Source organism: Paenibacillus zeisoli, from assembly GCF_003994465.1.
Taxonomy (GTDB): Bacteria; Bacillota; Bacilli; order Paenibacillales; family Paenibacillaceae; genus Fontibacillus; species Fontibacillus zeisoli.
In genome coordinates this window covers 345,928-361,595 of record NZ_RZNX01000003.1, presented here as the reverse complement: position 1 = coordinate 361,595, position 15,668 = coordinate 345,928, and the positions used below count along the sequence as shown (strand labels likewise).

General features: G+C 51.6%; 14 protein-coding genes. 12 read left to right on the top strand and 2 right to left on the bottom strand.

The features are described from left to right. Nucleotides 1-45: 45 nt before the first annotated feature. Nucleotides 46-4,344, top strand: a complete 4,299-nt coding sequence (locus EJP77_RS10620) for a M4 family metallopeptidase (RefSeq protein WP_127199209.1) — start codon at nucleotides 46-48, stop codon at nucleotides 4,342-4,344. Between the two features lie 108 nt (nucleotides 4,345-4,452). Here the strand turns inward: EJP77_RS10620 and EJP77_RS10615 are convergent, their stop codons facing one another. Then, a complete protein-coding gene (locus EJP77_RS10615; RefSeq protein WP_127199208.1) occupies nucleotides 4,453-4,731 on the bottom strand; it encodes a hypothetical protein in 279 nt (92 codons plus the stop codon). A gap of 146 nt (nucleotides 4,732-4,877) precedes the next feature. On the opposite strand from EJP77_RS10615, the gene EJP77_RS10610 reads away from it, so the two are divergent. From EJP77_RS10610 to EJP77_RS10600, 3 genes are all read left to right on the top strand, one after another. Beyond that, entirely contained in the window at nucleotides 4,878-5,990 is a 1,113-nt protein-coding gene (locus EJP77_RS10610; RefSeq protein WP_127199207.1) for a DUF2087 domain-containing protein, read from the top strand. Nucleotides 5,991-6,014: 24 nt separating this feature from the next. Next, nucleotides 6,015-6,557: a cysteine hydrolase family protein gene (locus EJP77_RS10605; protein WP_127199206.1), complete on the top strand. Its 543-nt coding sequence runs from the start codon at nucleotides 6,015-6,017 to the stop codon at nucleotides 6,555-6,557. Nucleotides 6,558-6,822: 265 nt separating this feature from the next. Further along, the gene (locus tag EJP77_RS10600) at nucleotides 6,823-8,295 is read left to right on the top strand and encodes a sensor histidine kinase (RefSeq protein ID WP_127199205.1); all 1,473 of its coding nucleotides are present in this window, start codon (nucleotides 6,823-6,825) and stop codon (nucleotides 8,293-8,295) included. On the opposite strand, the gene EJP77_RS10595 is transcribed toward EJP77_RS10600, so the two are convergent. Further along, nucleotides 8,264-8,869: a response regulator transcription factor gene (locus EJP77_RS10595; RefSeq protein WP_127199204.1), complete on the bottom strand. Its 606-nt coding sequence runs from the start codon at nucleotides 8,867-8,869 to the stop codon at nucleotides 8,264-8,266. The genes EJP77_RS10600 and EJP77_RS10595 overlap by 32 nt on opposite strands. A 265-nt stretch (nucleotides 8,870-9,134) precedes the next feature. On the opposite strand from EJP77_RS10595, the gene EJP77_RS10590 reads away from it, so the two are divergent. The 8 genes from EJP77_RS10590 (at nucleotide 9,135) to EJP77_RS10555 (ending at nucleotide 15,665) form a co-directional block, all read left to right on the top strand. Further along, nucleotides 9,135-9,605, top strand: coding sequence for a hypothetical protein (locus tag EJP77_RS10590; protein ID WP_127199203.1), 471 nt, complete (start codon nucleotides 9,135-9,137; stop codon nucleotides 9,603-9,605). Between the two features lies 1 nt (nucleotide 9,606). Further along, complete coding sequence (locus tag EJP77_RS10585) at nucleotides 9,607-10,662, top strand: phage tail sheath subtilisin-like domain-containing protein (RefSeq protein ID WP_127199202.1); 1,056 nt, start codon at nucleotides 9,607-9,609, stop codon at nucleotides 10,660-10,662. Nucleotides 10,663-10,710: 48 nt separating this feature from the next. Beyond that, nucleotides 10,711-11,145, top strand: coding sequence for a phage tail tube protein (locus tag EJP77_RS10580; RefSeq protein WP_127199201.1), 435 nt, complete (start codon nucleotides 10,711-10,713; stop codon nucleotides 11,143-11,145). A 140-nt stretch (nucleotides 11,146-11,285) separates the two neighbouring features. Further along, the gene (locus EJP77_RS10575; protein WP_127199200.1) at nucleotides 11,286-11,684 is read left to right on the top strand and encodes a phage tail assembly chaperone; all 399 of its coding nucleotides are present in this window, start codon (nucleotides 11,286-11,288) and stop codon (nucleotides 11,682-11,684) included. A gap of 26 nt (nucleotides 11,685-11,710) precedes the next feature. Next, a complete protein-coding gene (locus tag EJP77_RS10570) occupies nucleotides 11,711-11,869 on the top strand; it encodes a hypothetical protein (RefSeq protein ID WP_221886012.1) in 159 nt (52 codons plus the stop codon). A 30-nt stretch (nucleotides 11,870-11,899) separates the two neighbouring features. Next, nucleotides 11,900-13,999 (top strand): phage tail tape measure protein, encoded by a 2,100-nt coding sequence (locus EJP77_RS10565; RefSeq protein ID WP_127199198.1) that lies wholly within the window; start codon nucleotides 11,900-11,902, stop codon nucleotides 13,997-13,999. Next, the gene (locus EJP77_RS10560) at nucleotides 13,999-14,658 is read left to right on the top strand and encodes a LysM peptidoglycan-binding domain-containing protein (RefSeq protein ID WP_246021861.1); all 660 of its coding nucleotides are present in this window, start codon (nucleotides 13,999-14,001) and stop codon (nucleotides 14,656-14,658) included. The genes EJP77_RS10565 and EJP77_RS10560 overlap by 1 nt, the downstream gene beginning before the upstream one ends. Further along, entirely contained in the window at nucleotides 14,655-15,665 is a 1,011-nt protein-coding gene (locus tag EJP77_RS10555) for an XkdQ/YqbQ family protein (RefSeq protein ID WP_127199196.1), read from the top strand. Before EJP77_RS10560 ends, EJP77_RS10555 begins: the two co-directional genes overlap by 4 nt. Nucleotides 15,666-15,668: the final 3 nt, after the last annotated feature.

Genomic DNA, 15,668 nt, shown 5'->3' with positions numbered 1-15,668 from the left:
CAAACAGTCTATTAATATATAGTAGGGACCGAAGGAGGTAGAGTGTTGAAGAGTAGCAAATTCACTAGGATGCTGATGGTGATGCTATCCGCAGTCTGTATCTCGAATGGAGCCTGGGGCATAGGCACTGTCCAGGCAGCTACCGGGGATGAGCAGCAGATTGCCGCACAGAGCAGCACGGATGAGGGGCAGCGGAGCGAGGATAAATCCCGTTTTTATAAAGATATAACATCACCAAGTCTTACAAGTGACAGCTCGGTGATGAACTTTTTGAAGGACAACAAGGAGCTTACCGGGTTAACCAATCCGCAGATGGACCTCAAGCTGATAGATAAGAAGCAGGATGATATCGATCAGACCCATTTCTTGTATCAGCAGCAGGTTCAGGGGATACCGGTGTACGGCAAATACATGAGGGTGCACCTGGATGAGAACAAGCAGGTTGAGGAGGTTGCGAGCCGAACTGAACCGGAAACGGTGGTTATGCCGGATAATCTCACAGCAGCCATCACCTCCAGTCAAGCTGTGAATATCCTCAAGCAGTGGATTGAGGACCAGGAAGGGACGAAGATTAGCTGGAGTCCTGTGAATGTCGGCACTCAGGTGCTTAATACCTCAGCCCCTACAGCCAAGCTGATCATCTATCCTAGTGATCAGGAATACCGGCTTGCTTATGAGGTTAACGTGACCTATCTTATGCCGTATCCCGGCAAATGGACAGGATATATTGATGCCGAGAATGGCTCTATTATTGACGAATATAGTACTTCCTATCAAGCAAGAAGTATGAATCCGTCCAATATGACGACTGGAGTCAGCACAGGCTTCAATGGGGACACGAAGTCGCTGAATCTTTATAAAGATCCAACGACCAACAAATATCAAATGCTCGATATCACCAAGCTAATGTGGCAGATGTATACGGATAAAGACCGCGGCGTATTCACTTATGCTTATAGCGGAACGGATAGTGCAGGAGCCATTTATTATACGAATATTGAAAGCTCTTCAACATCCTTCACGGATCGTCAGGCGGTAGATGCCCATTTCAATGCGGGGAAAGTCTATGACTATTACTATGGGAAGTTTGGAAGAAACAGCATTGATGCCAAAGGTGGCTCAATCCTCTCCATTGTTCACATTCCTGATCTATGGAGCACGACCAACCAAGGCGGAGCATGGGATAATGCGGCCTGGTTCGGAGGCTATATGCTGTACGGGGATGGCAGCGGGTCCGCAAGAGGCGGATTTGACTGCTTGTCCTGCGGACTTGATGTCGTTGCCCATGAAATGACGCATGGCGTGACCGAGAATACGGCGAATCTGGAGTATCAGAATCAATCCGGGGCGCTGAATGAGTCTTTCTCTGACCTAATGGGCGCGTTAATAGAGTCGAATAATGATCCGGCTGATACCAAGTGGTGGTTAATTGGAGAAGATCTGAGATTGGACCACCGGGCTTTGCGGAATCTGAAAAATCCGGGCGATACGACGGTTCTATCTCCACAGCCTGGTCAAATGAGCAGCTATGTGTATCTCCCTAATGACAGCACCCATGATAATGGGGGCGTTCATACGAACAGCGGTATCCCCAATCATGCCGGTTACCTGATGGTAGCCAATTTGGAATCGATTCTGGGAACAACAGGAGCCAAGGAAGCCGTAGCCTCCATGGCTTACGATGTATTAACACATTATCTGGTGTCTAACTCGAACTTTGTTGATGCGGCTAACGGGTATGAAAGTGCTGCGCAGAACTATGTGAAGGCGCATTCTGAATATCAGTATATTAGGCAGCAGATTATCCAAGCGGTTACAGGAGCCTGGAATGCGGTAGGCATCCAGACTGCGGACACCGCGGCACCTGCCTTTAATCAGGGCTATCCGCATACAGGAACGGTGACCGATGTGTCTGCTGAAGTGGTGCTGAGTGTAGATGAAGCCTCCAAGGTATATGCAAAGGTGCAGCCAGCTGCTGATCCAGCGCCGACCATAGAAGAGCTTAAGCAGTCTGCATCCCAGACCGCCGCTGCCAATCAGGATATTACGCTGACCTTCGGCAATCTGAATCCTCAGACCTCCTACGCCGTGTATCTGGCAGCATACGATACAACCGGGAACGTAAGCAGCGTTCCGGCCAAGGTGTCATTTGTAACCAAGCAGCAGGTTAAGCCGGCTGATACCGCGGCGCCGGTATTTGCGGCAGGTTATCCAAAAGCCGGCGTAGTGACGGACAACTCTCTTCATCTGCTCGTAAAGACGGATGAGAATGCGTCCGTGTACGCTCTGCCTGTTCCTGCAGGTCAGGCCAAGCCGACTGCCGAAGCGCTGCAGCAGCTTGCACCTTCTGCTGTATCTGCGGGTCAGGAAGCGGATATTTATTTCGACAAGCTTAGTCCCGATCAGGACTATATCATCTATATCCTGGCCAAGGATATGGCAGGCAATACCCAGGCAGCTATTACCGAGGTGCCTGTTCATACGGCAGCGCAGTACAGCGGAGAGCCTGTTCTCACCGTGCTGAATCCTGTCATCAAGGAGGACTTAAGCAATGACGGCACCTTGTCCGCTACACAGTCCCTGTATGTGGATCACGGGACATTTGTTCAGGATATGACCGGGGGCGTCCTGCTCGAAGGCCTTCCAGCAGGCCTCGGTTATGAAGTTATGAGAAGCAGTGATCAGCTTGTGCTGATTCATTTTACGGGAAAGGCACTCAGCCACACCAATGCAAACGATACGGTTGTCACAGTGAAAGTTAAGCCTGGCTTTATTATAGGTGTGACAACGGAGACGAAGGCAGGCGTGTTCACCCTCGACTTCATTGATCCGGTAACTGTTCCGGCAGATTCCACGGGCGGAAGCGGTGGAACTAGCGGAACTGGCGGAGACACTTCTGGAGGGAGTACTTCAGGAGGAACTGCTGGATCCGGAGGCGGTACTTCTGGAGGAGGCACCTCCGGTGGAAGTACGCCGGGCGGAGATACTTCAGGCGGAACTGGTGGATCCGGTGGCGGTGGCGGAAGCTATGGAGGAGGCGGCAGCTCAGGCGGCGGAGGCGGTGGTGCTCCGGCAGCTCCTGCAGATGGATCGCAAGCTGAAGGTTCCTTTAAGGATACCGCATCGGGCTTTGAATATGTGCCTGCCTCAGATGAAGTGAAGAGCACCCAGCAGGGTGGACAGCAGGAAGTGACGCTGGACGTGACTGCGGATACAGTCAGCAGCGCAGTGGGGCGGATGTCGTCCACAGATAAAGTCTGGTTGATCAGACTTGGTAACGAAGCGGATTCATGGAAAGTGACTTATCCTCTCAATGAGCTGCGAAATGCACCCTCTATCCCGGGTGCAGGGATCGAGCTTAGTACAAGTGCAGGAAGCTTCACACTTCCGTTATCGGTTCTTAAGCAGAGTGCGGTAACTGCCCAGGCGGGAAGCTCGGCTGAGGGATGGAGAATTGAAGTTACAGTCAAGAAGGCTGATTCAGTGGACAATGCCATCTGGAGTCAGGCGGTCTCCAAATTATCAGCAGGTAACCTGCTTCAGCCGGTAGAGTTCGAGGTAGCTCTGACTAACCATGTTCAGAAAGTGAAGCTGCAGGACTTCGGCCGGGAATATGCCGCTCGTACGCTAAGACTTTCTGCAGGAATTCCGCAGAACTGGACTGCGGTTACCTTGGACGCGAATGGGGAGCTTCAATTTGTTCCCGCTGTTCGGGTGAAGGAAAATGGTTATGATGCGGTTCAGATTCTGACCACGCATACCAGTCTGTATGGAATAGTAGCAGCCAGCAAGAGCTTTAGTGATCTTAACGGACACTGGTCAAGAAGTGATGTGGAACTGCTCGCTTCCAAGCTGCTGGTCAAAGGCGTATCGGCAAGCAAGTTCGAGCCGGATCGCCAGATCACACGGGCCGAATTTGCAGCATTGATGGTACGTGCATTAGGGCTGAATTTGGCACAGAATCAGACCAGCTTCACCGATGTAAAGGCGGATGCCTGGTATGCAGCTCCAGTGGAATCGGCTTATCAAGCCGGTCTGATCCGAGGAACGGGTGCTAACCAGTTCAAGCCAAATGCCCCGGTTACCCGGCAGGAAATGGCGGCAATGCTCGGATCAGCCATGAATCTGCTGGGCAGACAGGCGATAGATGGAGGCAGCGGAATCGAGATCTTCAAGGATCGAGGTACGGTAGCTTCCTGGGCGACCTCCTCGGTCGATGCGGCTGTCCGCGCCGGGCTCCTTCAGGGAAGCGGCGGTCTGTTCAGACCGAGCGCCGCGTCTACCCGGGCGGAAGCGTCCGTGGTCCTGAAGCGCCTGCTGGTGTTTGGGCAGCTGATGGAATAGTTTTACGCAGCATGCGTTTGATGTTAGATGGTTTACAGACTTAGAAAGACGGCAGGTCCCAGATTATCAGGGGCCTGCCGTTTTTGGTCTTTTATAGAGCTATGATCGCTAGATTAATTTAAACCATAACCATTTCAGAACGGCATAAGTAATGACGATGGCTGCAAACACGACCACGATCCAGAACAGAGCGGCCAGCTTGGGTGTGTTCTCTAGAATGCCGCGATAGACAACAAAGTAGCTGTCCTGAAATGAGTAATCCTCGGTCTTCTTAATATTAAGCATACTGACGACCAAGGGATAATTGATGGCGAACAATATGATTTCAACGATAAGTGCCACTACACTGCCTTGTATAATAGTGGCTTTAAGATAAGTTCCTTTCACGACCCACTTCCTTTGCATTTATGAGTGTCTCTATGCCCTTTCTGTATCTTACCATAATCATTAAAGGGACGAGGGAGTTATTGACATTTAACAAACAAAATTATATTATATCTATAAATAAGCAAACGAATTGGGGAATTACAATTATGAATTCGGAGTTGATTTGGAACTCGACTTTATCCGAGCTTGAACGGGGCTATATCGAGAAGGATGAATTTTATGTATGTATTTGCTGCGGCAAAAGCTTTGAGAAAGGGATTATCTATCCCGAAGATGGTGTGCTGTATGAGACCGAGAAGTATGTTCGTGTGCATCTGGAGAAGAAGCATGGCTCTGCCTTTGAGTATCTCATTAGCCTAGACAAAAGCTTTACCGGGTTATCCGAGATTCAGAGCAATTTGCTGAAGTTATTTTACCAAGGCAAGAGTGATAAGGAAGTGCAGCAGGAGCTTGGGATTGGAAGCACTTCGACTGTACGCAACCACAGGTTCGTGCTTAAGGAGAAGGAACGGCAAGCCAAAGTGTTTCTTGCCATTATGGAGCTTCTAAGAACGAGGGATAAGCATGCTCCAGCCATGCTGAAGGTTCAGGGCAGCAGCAAGGATGACCGCTACCGGATTACAGAGACCGAGAAGGAGAAGGTCCTCGCCAAGTATTTTCCTGCGGGAACGAATGGCCAGCTGAAGAGCTTTGGCATGCGGGAGAAGCAGAAGCTGATTATTCTTAACGAATTGTCCAAGCGATTTGAGCCGGAGCGGATCTACGCTGAGAAGGAAGTTAATGAGATCCTGAGCGCAGCTTTTGAAGATTTTGCCCTGCTGCGGCGTTATTTAGTTGAGTATGGATTCATGAACAGACAGCCGGACGGCAGTGAGTATTGGCTTGGCGGGCCGGCGACAGAGCAGGAGGAGAATAGAGTGGATCGCAAACAAGAACTGAAACTGATGGCTAAAGAAGTCAAGATTCAGGCAGGCGTGTACCAGATTAAGAATACGAAGAATGGCAAGATTTATGTGGATAGTACTCCAAATCTCAAGTCAATTAACGGCCAGGAATTCTCGCTCGAAATGGGTTCTCATATGTGCAAGAAGCTTCAGCAGGAATGGAGCGAGATGGGCAAGGAGAACTTTGTAATTGAGGTGCTGGAGACGGTGAAGGAGAAGGAAGGCGTGCGCCTGGATATGAAGGATACGCTGAAGAAGATGAAGGAGAAGTGGCTTGAAGAACTTCAGCCTTTTGGGGACAGGGGCTATAACTAATAAAGCTCAAGGGGGACACTTGGAATGAACATGCCGAAGAGTGCGCTTATGATTGTGGATGTACAATTAGCGCCATTCATATGGGCACAGTATGGGGGAAAAGAGTTATATCAGGCGCAGGAGCTGCTTCACCATATTCAGTCTTTGATTCAAAAAGCCCGTTCGGCTGGATCGCCGGTAATCTACATGCAGCATACCGAGGACGGAGAGTCTCCTCACGGATTGGGGCAACCGCTGTGGCAGATCCATCCTGAGGTCGCCCCCCAGGAAGGAGATCTGACTATGGTTAAGTACCATGCGGATCCTTTTCTGAGGACTGAGCTTCATGTGAAGTTACAAGAGCTTGGCATCACACGTCTGATCATTACCGGAGTGCAGACGGAGTACTGTGTGGATTCCACATGCCGAGCTGCTAATAGCTTGGGGTACACTAACGTTCTAGTCGCGGATGGACACAGCACCTTTGATTCAGAGAATCTAACAGCCCAGCAGATCATTGACCATCATAATAAAGTCCTTGGCAGCCAGTTCGCTGAGCTCAGACGTACGGAAGAAGTCTTATTCTAAGTCGCCCGTAGCTCTCTACGCTGGGGACAGAGGCTATCATAATTAGAGTTGTGCAACCAGCAATAGAAGAAGAACCCTATACGAAGGCCTCAAGTTCGCTAGGACATGTGGCCTTTTTCGTTTGGAACTAACATTACATAATGAGGTTGATTCCCTAAGGGATAGTGTCGAATTTACAAGTTAAATCATTGCTGACTTAATAAGGGATATATTGTATGATGAGGGAATTAATGAACTTAGGCGGAAGGGGCTTTGGGGGAGCCGAATGAGAATTATTTATGTTCTTATGTTTCTGTCACTGTGGACGCTCGGGGTTATTATTCTATTGTCCAGAACAAGGAGCAACGTATGGATTGGACTGACCATCCTGCTGGGGGGCTCAGCCAGCTTTGCCTTTGCCATGCATCTGTCGATCATGCCGATGATTCATGATGCCCAGTGGCTTCATCCTGTTCTAAGTATGCTGCTGTATGTATCTACCGTTATTGCTATGCATATTTACTTCTACGTGCTTCCGTATGTATTTTTCATGGGCGGGCTGTGGTTGAATCAGGGGTTATCCTCTCGCCTCAAGGTAGCCGTATCGCTAGTCCTTCTTCCAGGTCCGGTAGCCATGACGGCGATCCACCTGGCTTCAGAACCGTGGAACATCTTCAGCTTGGCCTGGTTCAGGTGGTGGGATGGGGTCTATGTGCTGATGGGGTGTGTCTTCTATTATCTGGCTTACTTCAAGGAAATGAATCTAGAGCGGAAACAGAGCCTGAGGCGGGCAATGTTAATTTTCCCTACAGTCATGGTCTGGGCTTTTACATCCGATTATGTAAATTTCGATTCCCTGAAGCTTGGAATGTGGTCGTTCGAGCTGGACAGTAACGGTATGTGGCAGGCGAATTTCATCGCCATATTAGGAACGGTTGGGTTGATCCTTACATATTCGATTCGCAATGGCTTCCTCGGCATCAAGCTGAGAATCGAGCGTGAACGGCTGGATCACTCCATAAGGACATTGACCATGGGCGTATCGATTCTGAATCATTCGATTAAGAATGAGATCCAGAAGATCGACTATCTGGCAGAGAAATGCAGCACCTTGATCCGGTCCGGCCAGGCCGAGAAGGCAGCCAGTACGATTGATCAGGTACATCATTTAACCGGACATCTGCTTCACATGGTGAACCGAATTAAGGAGAAGGCAGAAGACGTAGTCCTTGACGAAGAGCTGCACGATGTTCGATCGTTGGTGGAATCGGTTATGGACTCGGCTAGAACGTTAACGGAGAATAGACCCGTGGAGCTATCTGCCAGGTATGAGGCGGAAGGATCGCTGAAGTGTGATGCTGTTCATATTAGAGAGACGCTGTCCAATCTGATTCGTAACGCATTGGATGCCATGCCGGATAGCGGCGGGGAAATTACGCTGAAGACCGCTGCGACCAGGAAAGGGTTCAGGATAGAGGTCAGGGACAATGGTGCCGGAATCCCCAAGGAGCATTTAAGCAAGATATTTGAACCCTTCTTCACGACCAAAAAGAATGCGCTTAACTACGGTTTGGGGCTCTCTTACTGCTCAAGTGTGATGTCAAAGCACGGCGGCAAAATGATGGCAGCCTCAAATGAGTACGGGGCGGGTGTTACGCTGACACTGCACTTTCCCGCGTTCAAGTTCAGACCGCAGGCCAAAGATGCCAGACAGCTGAACCGGGAGGCTAACAGTCTGGATCATCTCCATCCATCCTGAAATGAGTCAGCTTATTCTTGATGCTCCTTAGCTGCGACTTGATTGTATTCGTAGACTTGTGAAGTTGTTCCGAAATCTGTCGCTTGCTAAGCCCGTTCTTGCGGAGATCGAACACCTCGCGTTCCGAAGAGGTGAGTTCCATCAGCTGTACCTCACTGCGCATAATACGGGCAGCGTCGGAATGGATGGCGGCCCGGCCAAGATGAGCTTCACGGATGGCGTGAAGCATGTCTTGAAGGCTGGATTTGTTGATATAATTCAGCGCGCCGAGCCGGAAGGACTTCATGACCACCTCAGCATCCGTAATGGATGTGAGCATGATAATCTTGACCTGCTCCCTACCGGGCAGGCGAAGGATCTGTTCGACGGCTTCCAGGCCGTCGAGGTTATTCTCACTTAAGTTAATATCCATCAGAATAATATCAAGCTCATACTTAGAAGCCATATCAATGGCTTCTTTTTTTGTTGCGGCAATCGCTTTTACCTCAATATCGGGCTCGTCTGCCAAATCTGCACTGATATTCTCCCGCCAGAACGGGTCATCATCTACAAGCATGATCCGGATAACACTCACTTCACAATCCTCCCAGCTGCTGCTTACCAGATACTTACAAGTTACATTCAGTATAACAATAGGCCTAGGCTTCGCGATAGGGTGAAAAGTTATCACCCCTGGTGAAGAAAGTTCATCCTCCCCAGACCTGGAAATTGGGCTCTATAATTCGTATTGCAGCGGCGGTTGCTAGGCCGTATGTGTATGAACGGTTGAAAGGGGGAAGTAAAGTTCCGCCTGATGCGTCATGGGCGGCAGCCGAACAAGTTCTAAAGGGGTGAAGTTAGTGTCACTTGCCGATGAAGTGCAGGGTATTGCTGATGTAATCAAGGCCAAGTTCCCGGATGCGCTCATTCATTACTATCAGGAGCCTATCCCTGCGGAGAGGGAGAACGGTCAGTTCGTCATTATCCTGAAGCAGGATATTCGCCGGAGCGAGAGCCTCTCCCAGACATGGACGCAGCGGCAGTACAGCGTAATCGGTTATGGAGAGGATGTACAGCAGGCTGTTAGCCGTATGGAAGATTTAAGCCGGTTCATGATGAATGAGCAGGGCTCTGCCTTGACTCCAGCTGCGGGAAGGGCGCTCAAGATTGAATCCTTCTCCTTCGATGGAGCTGAGCAAATGGAGGGCGGCCTTCAGAAATGTACTGCGGTGCTTCAATTGCAATACCGGGAGCCGGTGGCGACCGAGGAGTTCACGAAGATGAGCCATATAGGAGTTAGAACGGAATACAATTCGAAAGGTGGTCATTAATATGGGTGGAACATGGGATCCGATTACTCTGCCGGTTCGGCCGGGTCTTTATATTAATTTTGTGGAGGCAGCCGCAGCGCAGATCAAGGGAGGAACCAGAGGTACGGTTGCACTTCCGCTGTTTCAGTACGGTACAGCCGAAGCTGGCCAGTTCTATACGATTGAGAAAGAAACAGAAGCAGCCAACCTGTTCGGTCTGGCTAATGTGACGGCGATTCGCCTCATTCTGCAGGGCGGTGCCAAGGAAGTTCTGGTCTATACCGTTCCGGCAGCGCCAGCCAAAGCCAAGAGTGATGCTGAGGTCTACCTGGCACTTAGGGACGCTTTCGAGTCACGCAGCTTTAATGTGTTTGTCTATCCAGGAGAACTTACGGCAGAGGAGCAGGACAATACACGGAACTGGTGTATTCGCAACCGAGGGGAAGGGAAGCACTTCCTGACAGTATTCGGGGGTTCTGCTGAGGAGGACCTGAATCCTGAGCTTGGGAATGCGCGGACAGACCGACTCTCCGATGACTACGCGGTTAATTTGATTACCGGCGCCAGAATTAACGGAGAAGCTTACAGCTCAGCCCAGTATGCTCCGTACATTGCCGGTCTCATTGCCGGTACAGGCATTAATAAGTCTATTACTTATACTCCGGTTCGTGCTACGGATGTGATGAAACGGCTGAAGAACAGCGAGATTAATAACGCACTCAAGAAAGGATCGCTCGTGCTAGTCCATGACGGGGAGAAAGTGAAAGTAGAGCAGGGGCTGGTGACCAGCAAAAAGAAGATTCGTGCGATCCGTGCAAGACAGGCGGTGGCTACAGATATTCCAAAGGCGGCCGCAGATTCTTACATAGGCAAGCTCGATAACAATGCGGATGGCCAGGCGGCCCTGATTGCCGCTGTCAAAGCTTACTTGGAGCGCCTTGAACTGAACAATGTGCTTACTGATATCGTGGTCGGGCTTGACCCTGACCGCAAATCCGAAGGCGACAGTGTCTTCCTGTTAATCAGCTTCACCGAGATTGACAGCATGGAGCGGATTTTCCTGACCATCAAGGTCTAATACCGGAGTTAGTTACAAACATCAGAACATTATTAGGAGGGATTTGTCTTGCTGGATGCAACCCGTGTAATTAATGGAACTTATGGATATGTGTATCACAACGGGCAGTGGCTGACCAATATCAAGACGGCCGAAGCCAATGTGGAAATCACGAAAGAGGAGATCAAGCGGTCCGGGACCCGCTGGACAGCACACAAAGTAACAGGACTGAGCGGAACCGGTACGATCTCGGGATATAAAGTGACTTCCGAATTCGTAGAGCTAATCGGCCAGGTGGCGGATGATTCCAAAGGTACATTCATCACCGAATTGATTCTGAAGCTGGAAGACCCTGAATCTTATGGAGCTTATCGTGTTCGTCTGAAAGGGGTTATGTTCGACAAAATCCCGCTCGTGCACTTTGAGGTGGGCTCGCTGGTGGAAGAGGAGCTTCCTTTCAACTTCACGGGTTATGAACTGCTCGATGTCATTCATGCCGAATAAGCTGTTCCCTTCGGGAACCTGCTTGCAGTATGCAGCTCAAAATCAGCGAAGCGGTAGGGAATTTCTAATTAGGTTAAGAACCACTTTTCATACTCATTAAATAGGTTCAATCCATTCTATATCAAGGAGATGTATACATTATGGCAGTTACAGATACAAGACAGAGCGCGGTGCTTCACGCCCTGCTTAGCATTGACAGCAAGCCCCAGAGGGATATTCCTATGAAGCGGCTTGGGGTGGATTTTCAAATTCAAGCGCTGGATGGCAAGACCATCAACCGAATTCAGGAACAGTGCACGCATTATACGGGCAAAGGTCCGAAGAGGGAGAAAGTGCTCGATGAAGAGCAGTTCGGTGCCCTTGTGATTCAGAAGGCATGTCTGATTCCCGATTGGACCGCCAAGGAACTGATTGAGAAGTACGGAACACCTACAGAGGCGATTCTCGGTCTGCTGCTGGCTGGTGAGATTGCCAAGTTATCCACGGAGATTCTGGAGATCAGCGGCTTTGACAGCGATGACGAAGAAATAAAAAACTGATCAAGGCGGGCGGCGAGGCCTTCCTGGTGCATCTCATCTTTCAGCGGCATCATATTCCGCCGGATGAGGTGTACAACAAGGATGAAGGAACCAAGCGCTTCATGTACGCGTCCATGCTGCTTCAACTGGAAGAAGAGGAGAAGGCGCGAAAGGCAGAGAGGCAGGCCGCCCGCAGAGGAGGCTAGCAGGCCGGATCAGCGAGGAGGTGAAGAAGCTTGAGCAACAACCTGTCGAGCGCGGAAAAGCTGAGTAAGCTGCTTGAGAGAATAACACAAATGACCGCGAATCTGTCCAAGCCGGCCGTGTACACCAAGATCAGTGAAGGCTGGCAGAAGGCCGCCAAAGGGCCTGTCCTTGCGGCTGCCATGCAGCTGGAGATGGCGCGCGGTGGCAGAAATGCCATCAAGAAAGCCTACGCCGTGCGAGCCGAAGCGGCCAAGCAGGAAGCGGCCAAAGCGGCCAAGGCCGCAGCGGAGCAGGCCGAGGCGATTGAAGCGGCTTCGATGAAAGCCGCTATGGCTGCGGCGGCTGCCGGCAAGGGCCGGAAGGCAAAGCGCAAGCTTGAACGGCTGCAGGCGATGCAGGAGGCGAAGGAGAAGGTTAGCGCCGCAGCCAAGGCGGCACAAGCCGCAGCGGCGCAGCCCGCCGGGAGTGCAGCGGCGGCTCCCGAGAAGAAGGGGCTGATGGAGCGGCTGAGGAGCAAGTTCACCCGTCAGCCGGTCAGTATTCGTGACCGGATCAAGACCAAATTTGATAATCCGCCCAATGCTTTGCAGCGCGGGTACAGAAGGCTGCGCAAGCCGCTGGGTGATGACCCGATCCATGTCTCCATGGAGAAGAACAAGGGAGCGGTCTCGGCCATTACCGGGACGGCCAGCAGCTTGTTCACCCTGGTCAAGGATCAGTCCATAGAAGCTGCCAAGAAGTACAGCGAAGCTTTTGGGGTGCTTCGCTCAACCTCTGGGGCAGCCGCTATGGATATGGATGTGCTTGTCGGCTCCTTCAAGAAGGTGGGAGGACAGGTTCCGCAAAGCCTCACCGAGGTGGGCAAAGCGATGGGGATCCTGAACCGGGATTCAGGTCTGACCGGGCAGAAGCTTGAGGACATGACCAAGACGCTGCTGGATGCTTCCCGCCTTACCGGTACGGACAGTGCCGCGGCAGCAGACTCCGCCGCCAAGGCGATGGGGGTATGGGGAATTGCAACGGATGGCAGCAAGCAGATGATGGAGAAGTTCTTTGCGGCGAGTCGTGCGGGTGAAGTCTCTATGGGTGATCTGATGAAGCGGATGGGTCAGGCGAGCGATCCGATGAAGCAGATGGGGCTTGGGTTCGACCAGACGATGGTCCTGATGGCGAAGTGGCAGAAGGAAGGGATAACCCCGATTGAAGATGCCATGAAGAAGGGCTTTCCTACCGGCGGGATTACGGAGGTTGCGAATCAAATCCGCAGTGCCGCTACGGAGGCCGAAGCCGCCAGAATAGCAACCGAGAGCTTTGGAAGCAAGGTCAGCGGCGATCTGGTCACCGCCCTTCGAGGCGGTCAGGTAGAGTTCAAAGGAATAGCGGACGCCATGGGCGCATCCGAGGGCGGCATACTCAAGCACTCCAAATCGGTGGAGAGCTTCGGCGACCGGTTCGCCACACTTCAGAACCGGATTACCCTGGCCCTGGCCCCGCTTGGCGAGGCGCTGATGCCGTTCGGTGAAGCTATGGTCAGCGTGATGGAGTTCATTACGAACCAGGCGGATATTCTTGTCCCTGCCATCACCGGTATGGCGGCAGTACTGATCGGCTTGTTCGCGCCAGCTTTGTGGGCCTCGGCTGTGGCGGGCTGGGCTGCGGTTGCGCCTTTCCTGCCTATCATAGCTGTGGTCGCCCTGGTGGGTGCCGCGATTGCTGGGCTGGCCTACCTGTTCAAGTACCATATGCAGACCATTCTGGATTTGGTAGAGACCGTATCTACTGCGGTATCCTCCTTCTTCGGCGACCTGTCCGGCAGTGACAAGAATCTGTCAGCGACCGTACAGGTGCAGGGGAATGCCGCCGCACAGGCGACCGCAGGCAGTGCGCCGCTTCAGAATCGCTATCATGGTCTGGATTATGTTCCTTATGACGGTATGCAGGCTAGGCTGCATAAGGGCGAGCGCATTATGACAGCCAGCGAGAACCGAGCGTTCTCTGCTGCTGGATCTGGTGGGAGCTCCATTTCGATCACTGGCAATACGTTCAATGTCCGTCAGGATTCCGATATTGATGCCATTGCAAGAGCTCTGGCCCGTGAGATCAAAAGTGCGGGAGGATTGATGGCCTGATGGCTTCACTGGAATTCTGGTTATCTACGCTGGATATGAAGGAATGGCTGTGGCTGCCCGTTAACCCGGAGCAGCTCTCGGTCAAGAGTTCCCATAGTTATGAAGATGTGAAGGTGACCCAGCTTGGGGAATACACGATTATCGGGGAAGCCGAGCTCAAGGTGTACTCGTTCTCTTCTTTTTTCCCCCGTGACTATCATCCCGGCTATTGCGAGTATGAGGATCTTATGAATCCGTGGAAGACTGTGGAGCTGATTGAAGGCTGGATGGCTGCACGCAGACCGATCCGCCTTAGTATTACGGGAACTGAGATCAAGAAGCAGGTGACCATCAGGTCGTTCCAATATAGTGAGCGCGCTGGGAGTCCTGGCGATGTGTATTACGAGCTTGAACTGAAGCAGTATGAAGAAGTTCAGTTCCGGCAGATCGAGAAGAACGAGTCGGGTAGTGCCGTAGTGGCGGAGGGAAATACCCGCCCGGACTCCAGAATTCCGCCCAAGGCTTATGTCGTTATTCTCGGTGATACGCTGTGGAAAATCGCCCAGCGGACACTCGGAAAGGGTGATCGGTGGAATGAGATTTACAGCTTGAATCAGCTGACGATCGGGAAGAACCCGAATTCGATCTACCCGGGTCAGAAGCTGGTGATTCCTTCATGAACTGGAGTATTGTCTACATCGAATCCGGGGTTCAGACCTTCCTTGATCCGATTGTAAAGTCCATTCGCTGGTCGGGGGACAGCAAGCAGGCTTCCCGTAAGCTGGTCGTTGAGCTGTCGAATACAGCAGATATGCGGAGCCGCCTTCAGAGGCCGGAGAAGGGAAATGAGCTGCGGCTGATGATGGGCGAGAAGAAGGAGCTGTTTCGCGGCGTTATTTTCGCAGACTCGATCGATGCGGAGGGACAAATGTCGCTGACGGCTTATGATGAGAACATTTATTTGACCAAGAACAAAGACACGAAGATCTTTCGCAGTATGAAGGCATCCGATGTGGTCAGGAAGCTGTGCAGCGAGTTCTCCGTAGATCTGGGCGAGATCAAGGATACCGGATTTGTGATCCCGAAGCTCGTATTTCGTGACAAGACCTTATTCGAAATGATGGTGATAGCCATCACGGAGACCCGTAAGCAGACAGGGGAGCAGTTCTATCTGACTTCCCGGGAAGGCAAGCTGCATCTCCTCCCTCGCAAGGAGCAGGAAGTGAAATGGGTGCTGGAGAACGGCGTCAACATCCTGGGTGCCAGCTACGCCCAATCGATTGAAGAGATGAAGACACAGATCAAGGTAGCCGGCGGAGACAATAAGAAGAAGGAAATGACGGCAAGCGCCAAGGATGCCGAGCTGATCCGGCGCTTCGGCATTATGCAGCATTTGGAGAAGCCGGACCAGAGTATGATGAGGTCCCAAATGGAGCAGCGTGCCAAGCAGCTGCTGAAGGAGATGGGCACCATCGACGATGAGGCCCATATCGAGTGTCTGGGCATCGATGAGGTAGTGTCGGGTTCAGCGGTCTACGTCAAGGAGTCCATGACAGGGATTCTTGGCGGGTACTATGTGTCTTCGGACGACCACTCTTTTGAGGGCGGAACTCACAAGATGTCATTGACTCTGTCAGCAACAGACGAACTGCCCAAGATGGAATATAAGGAGTCTAAGGAGGCCTAGCCC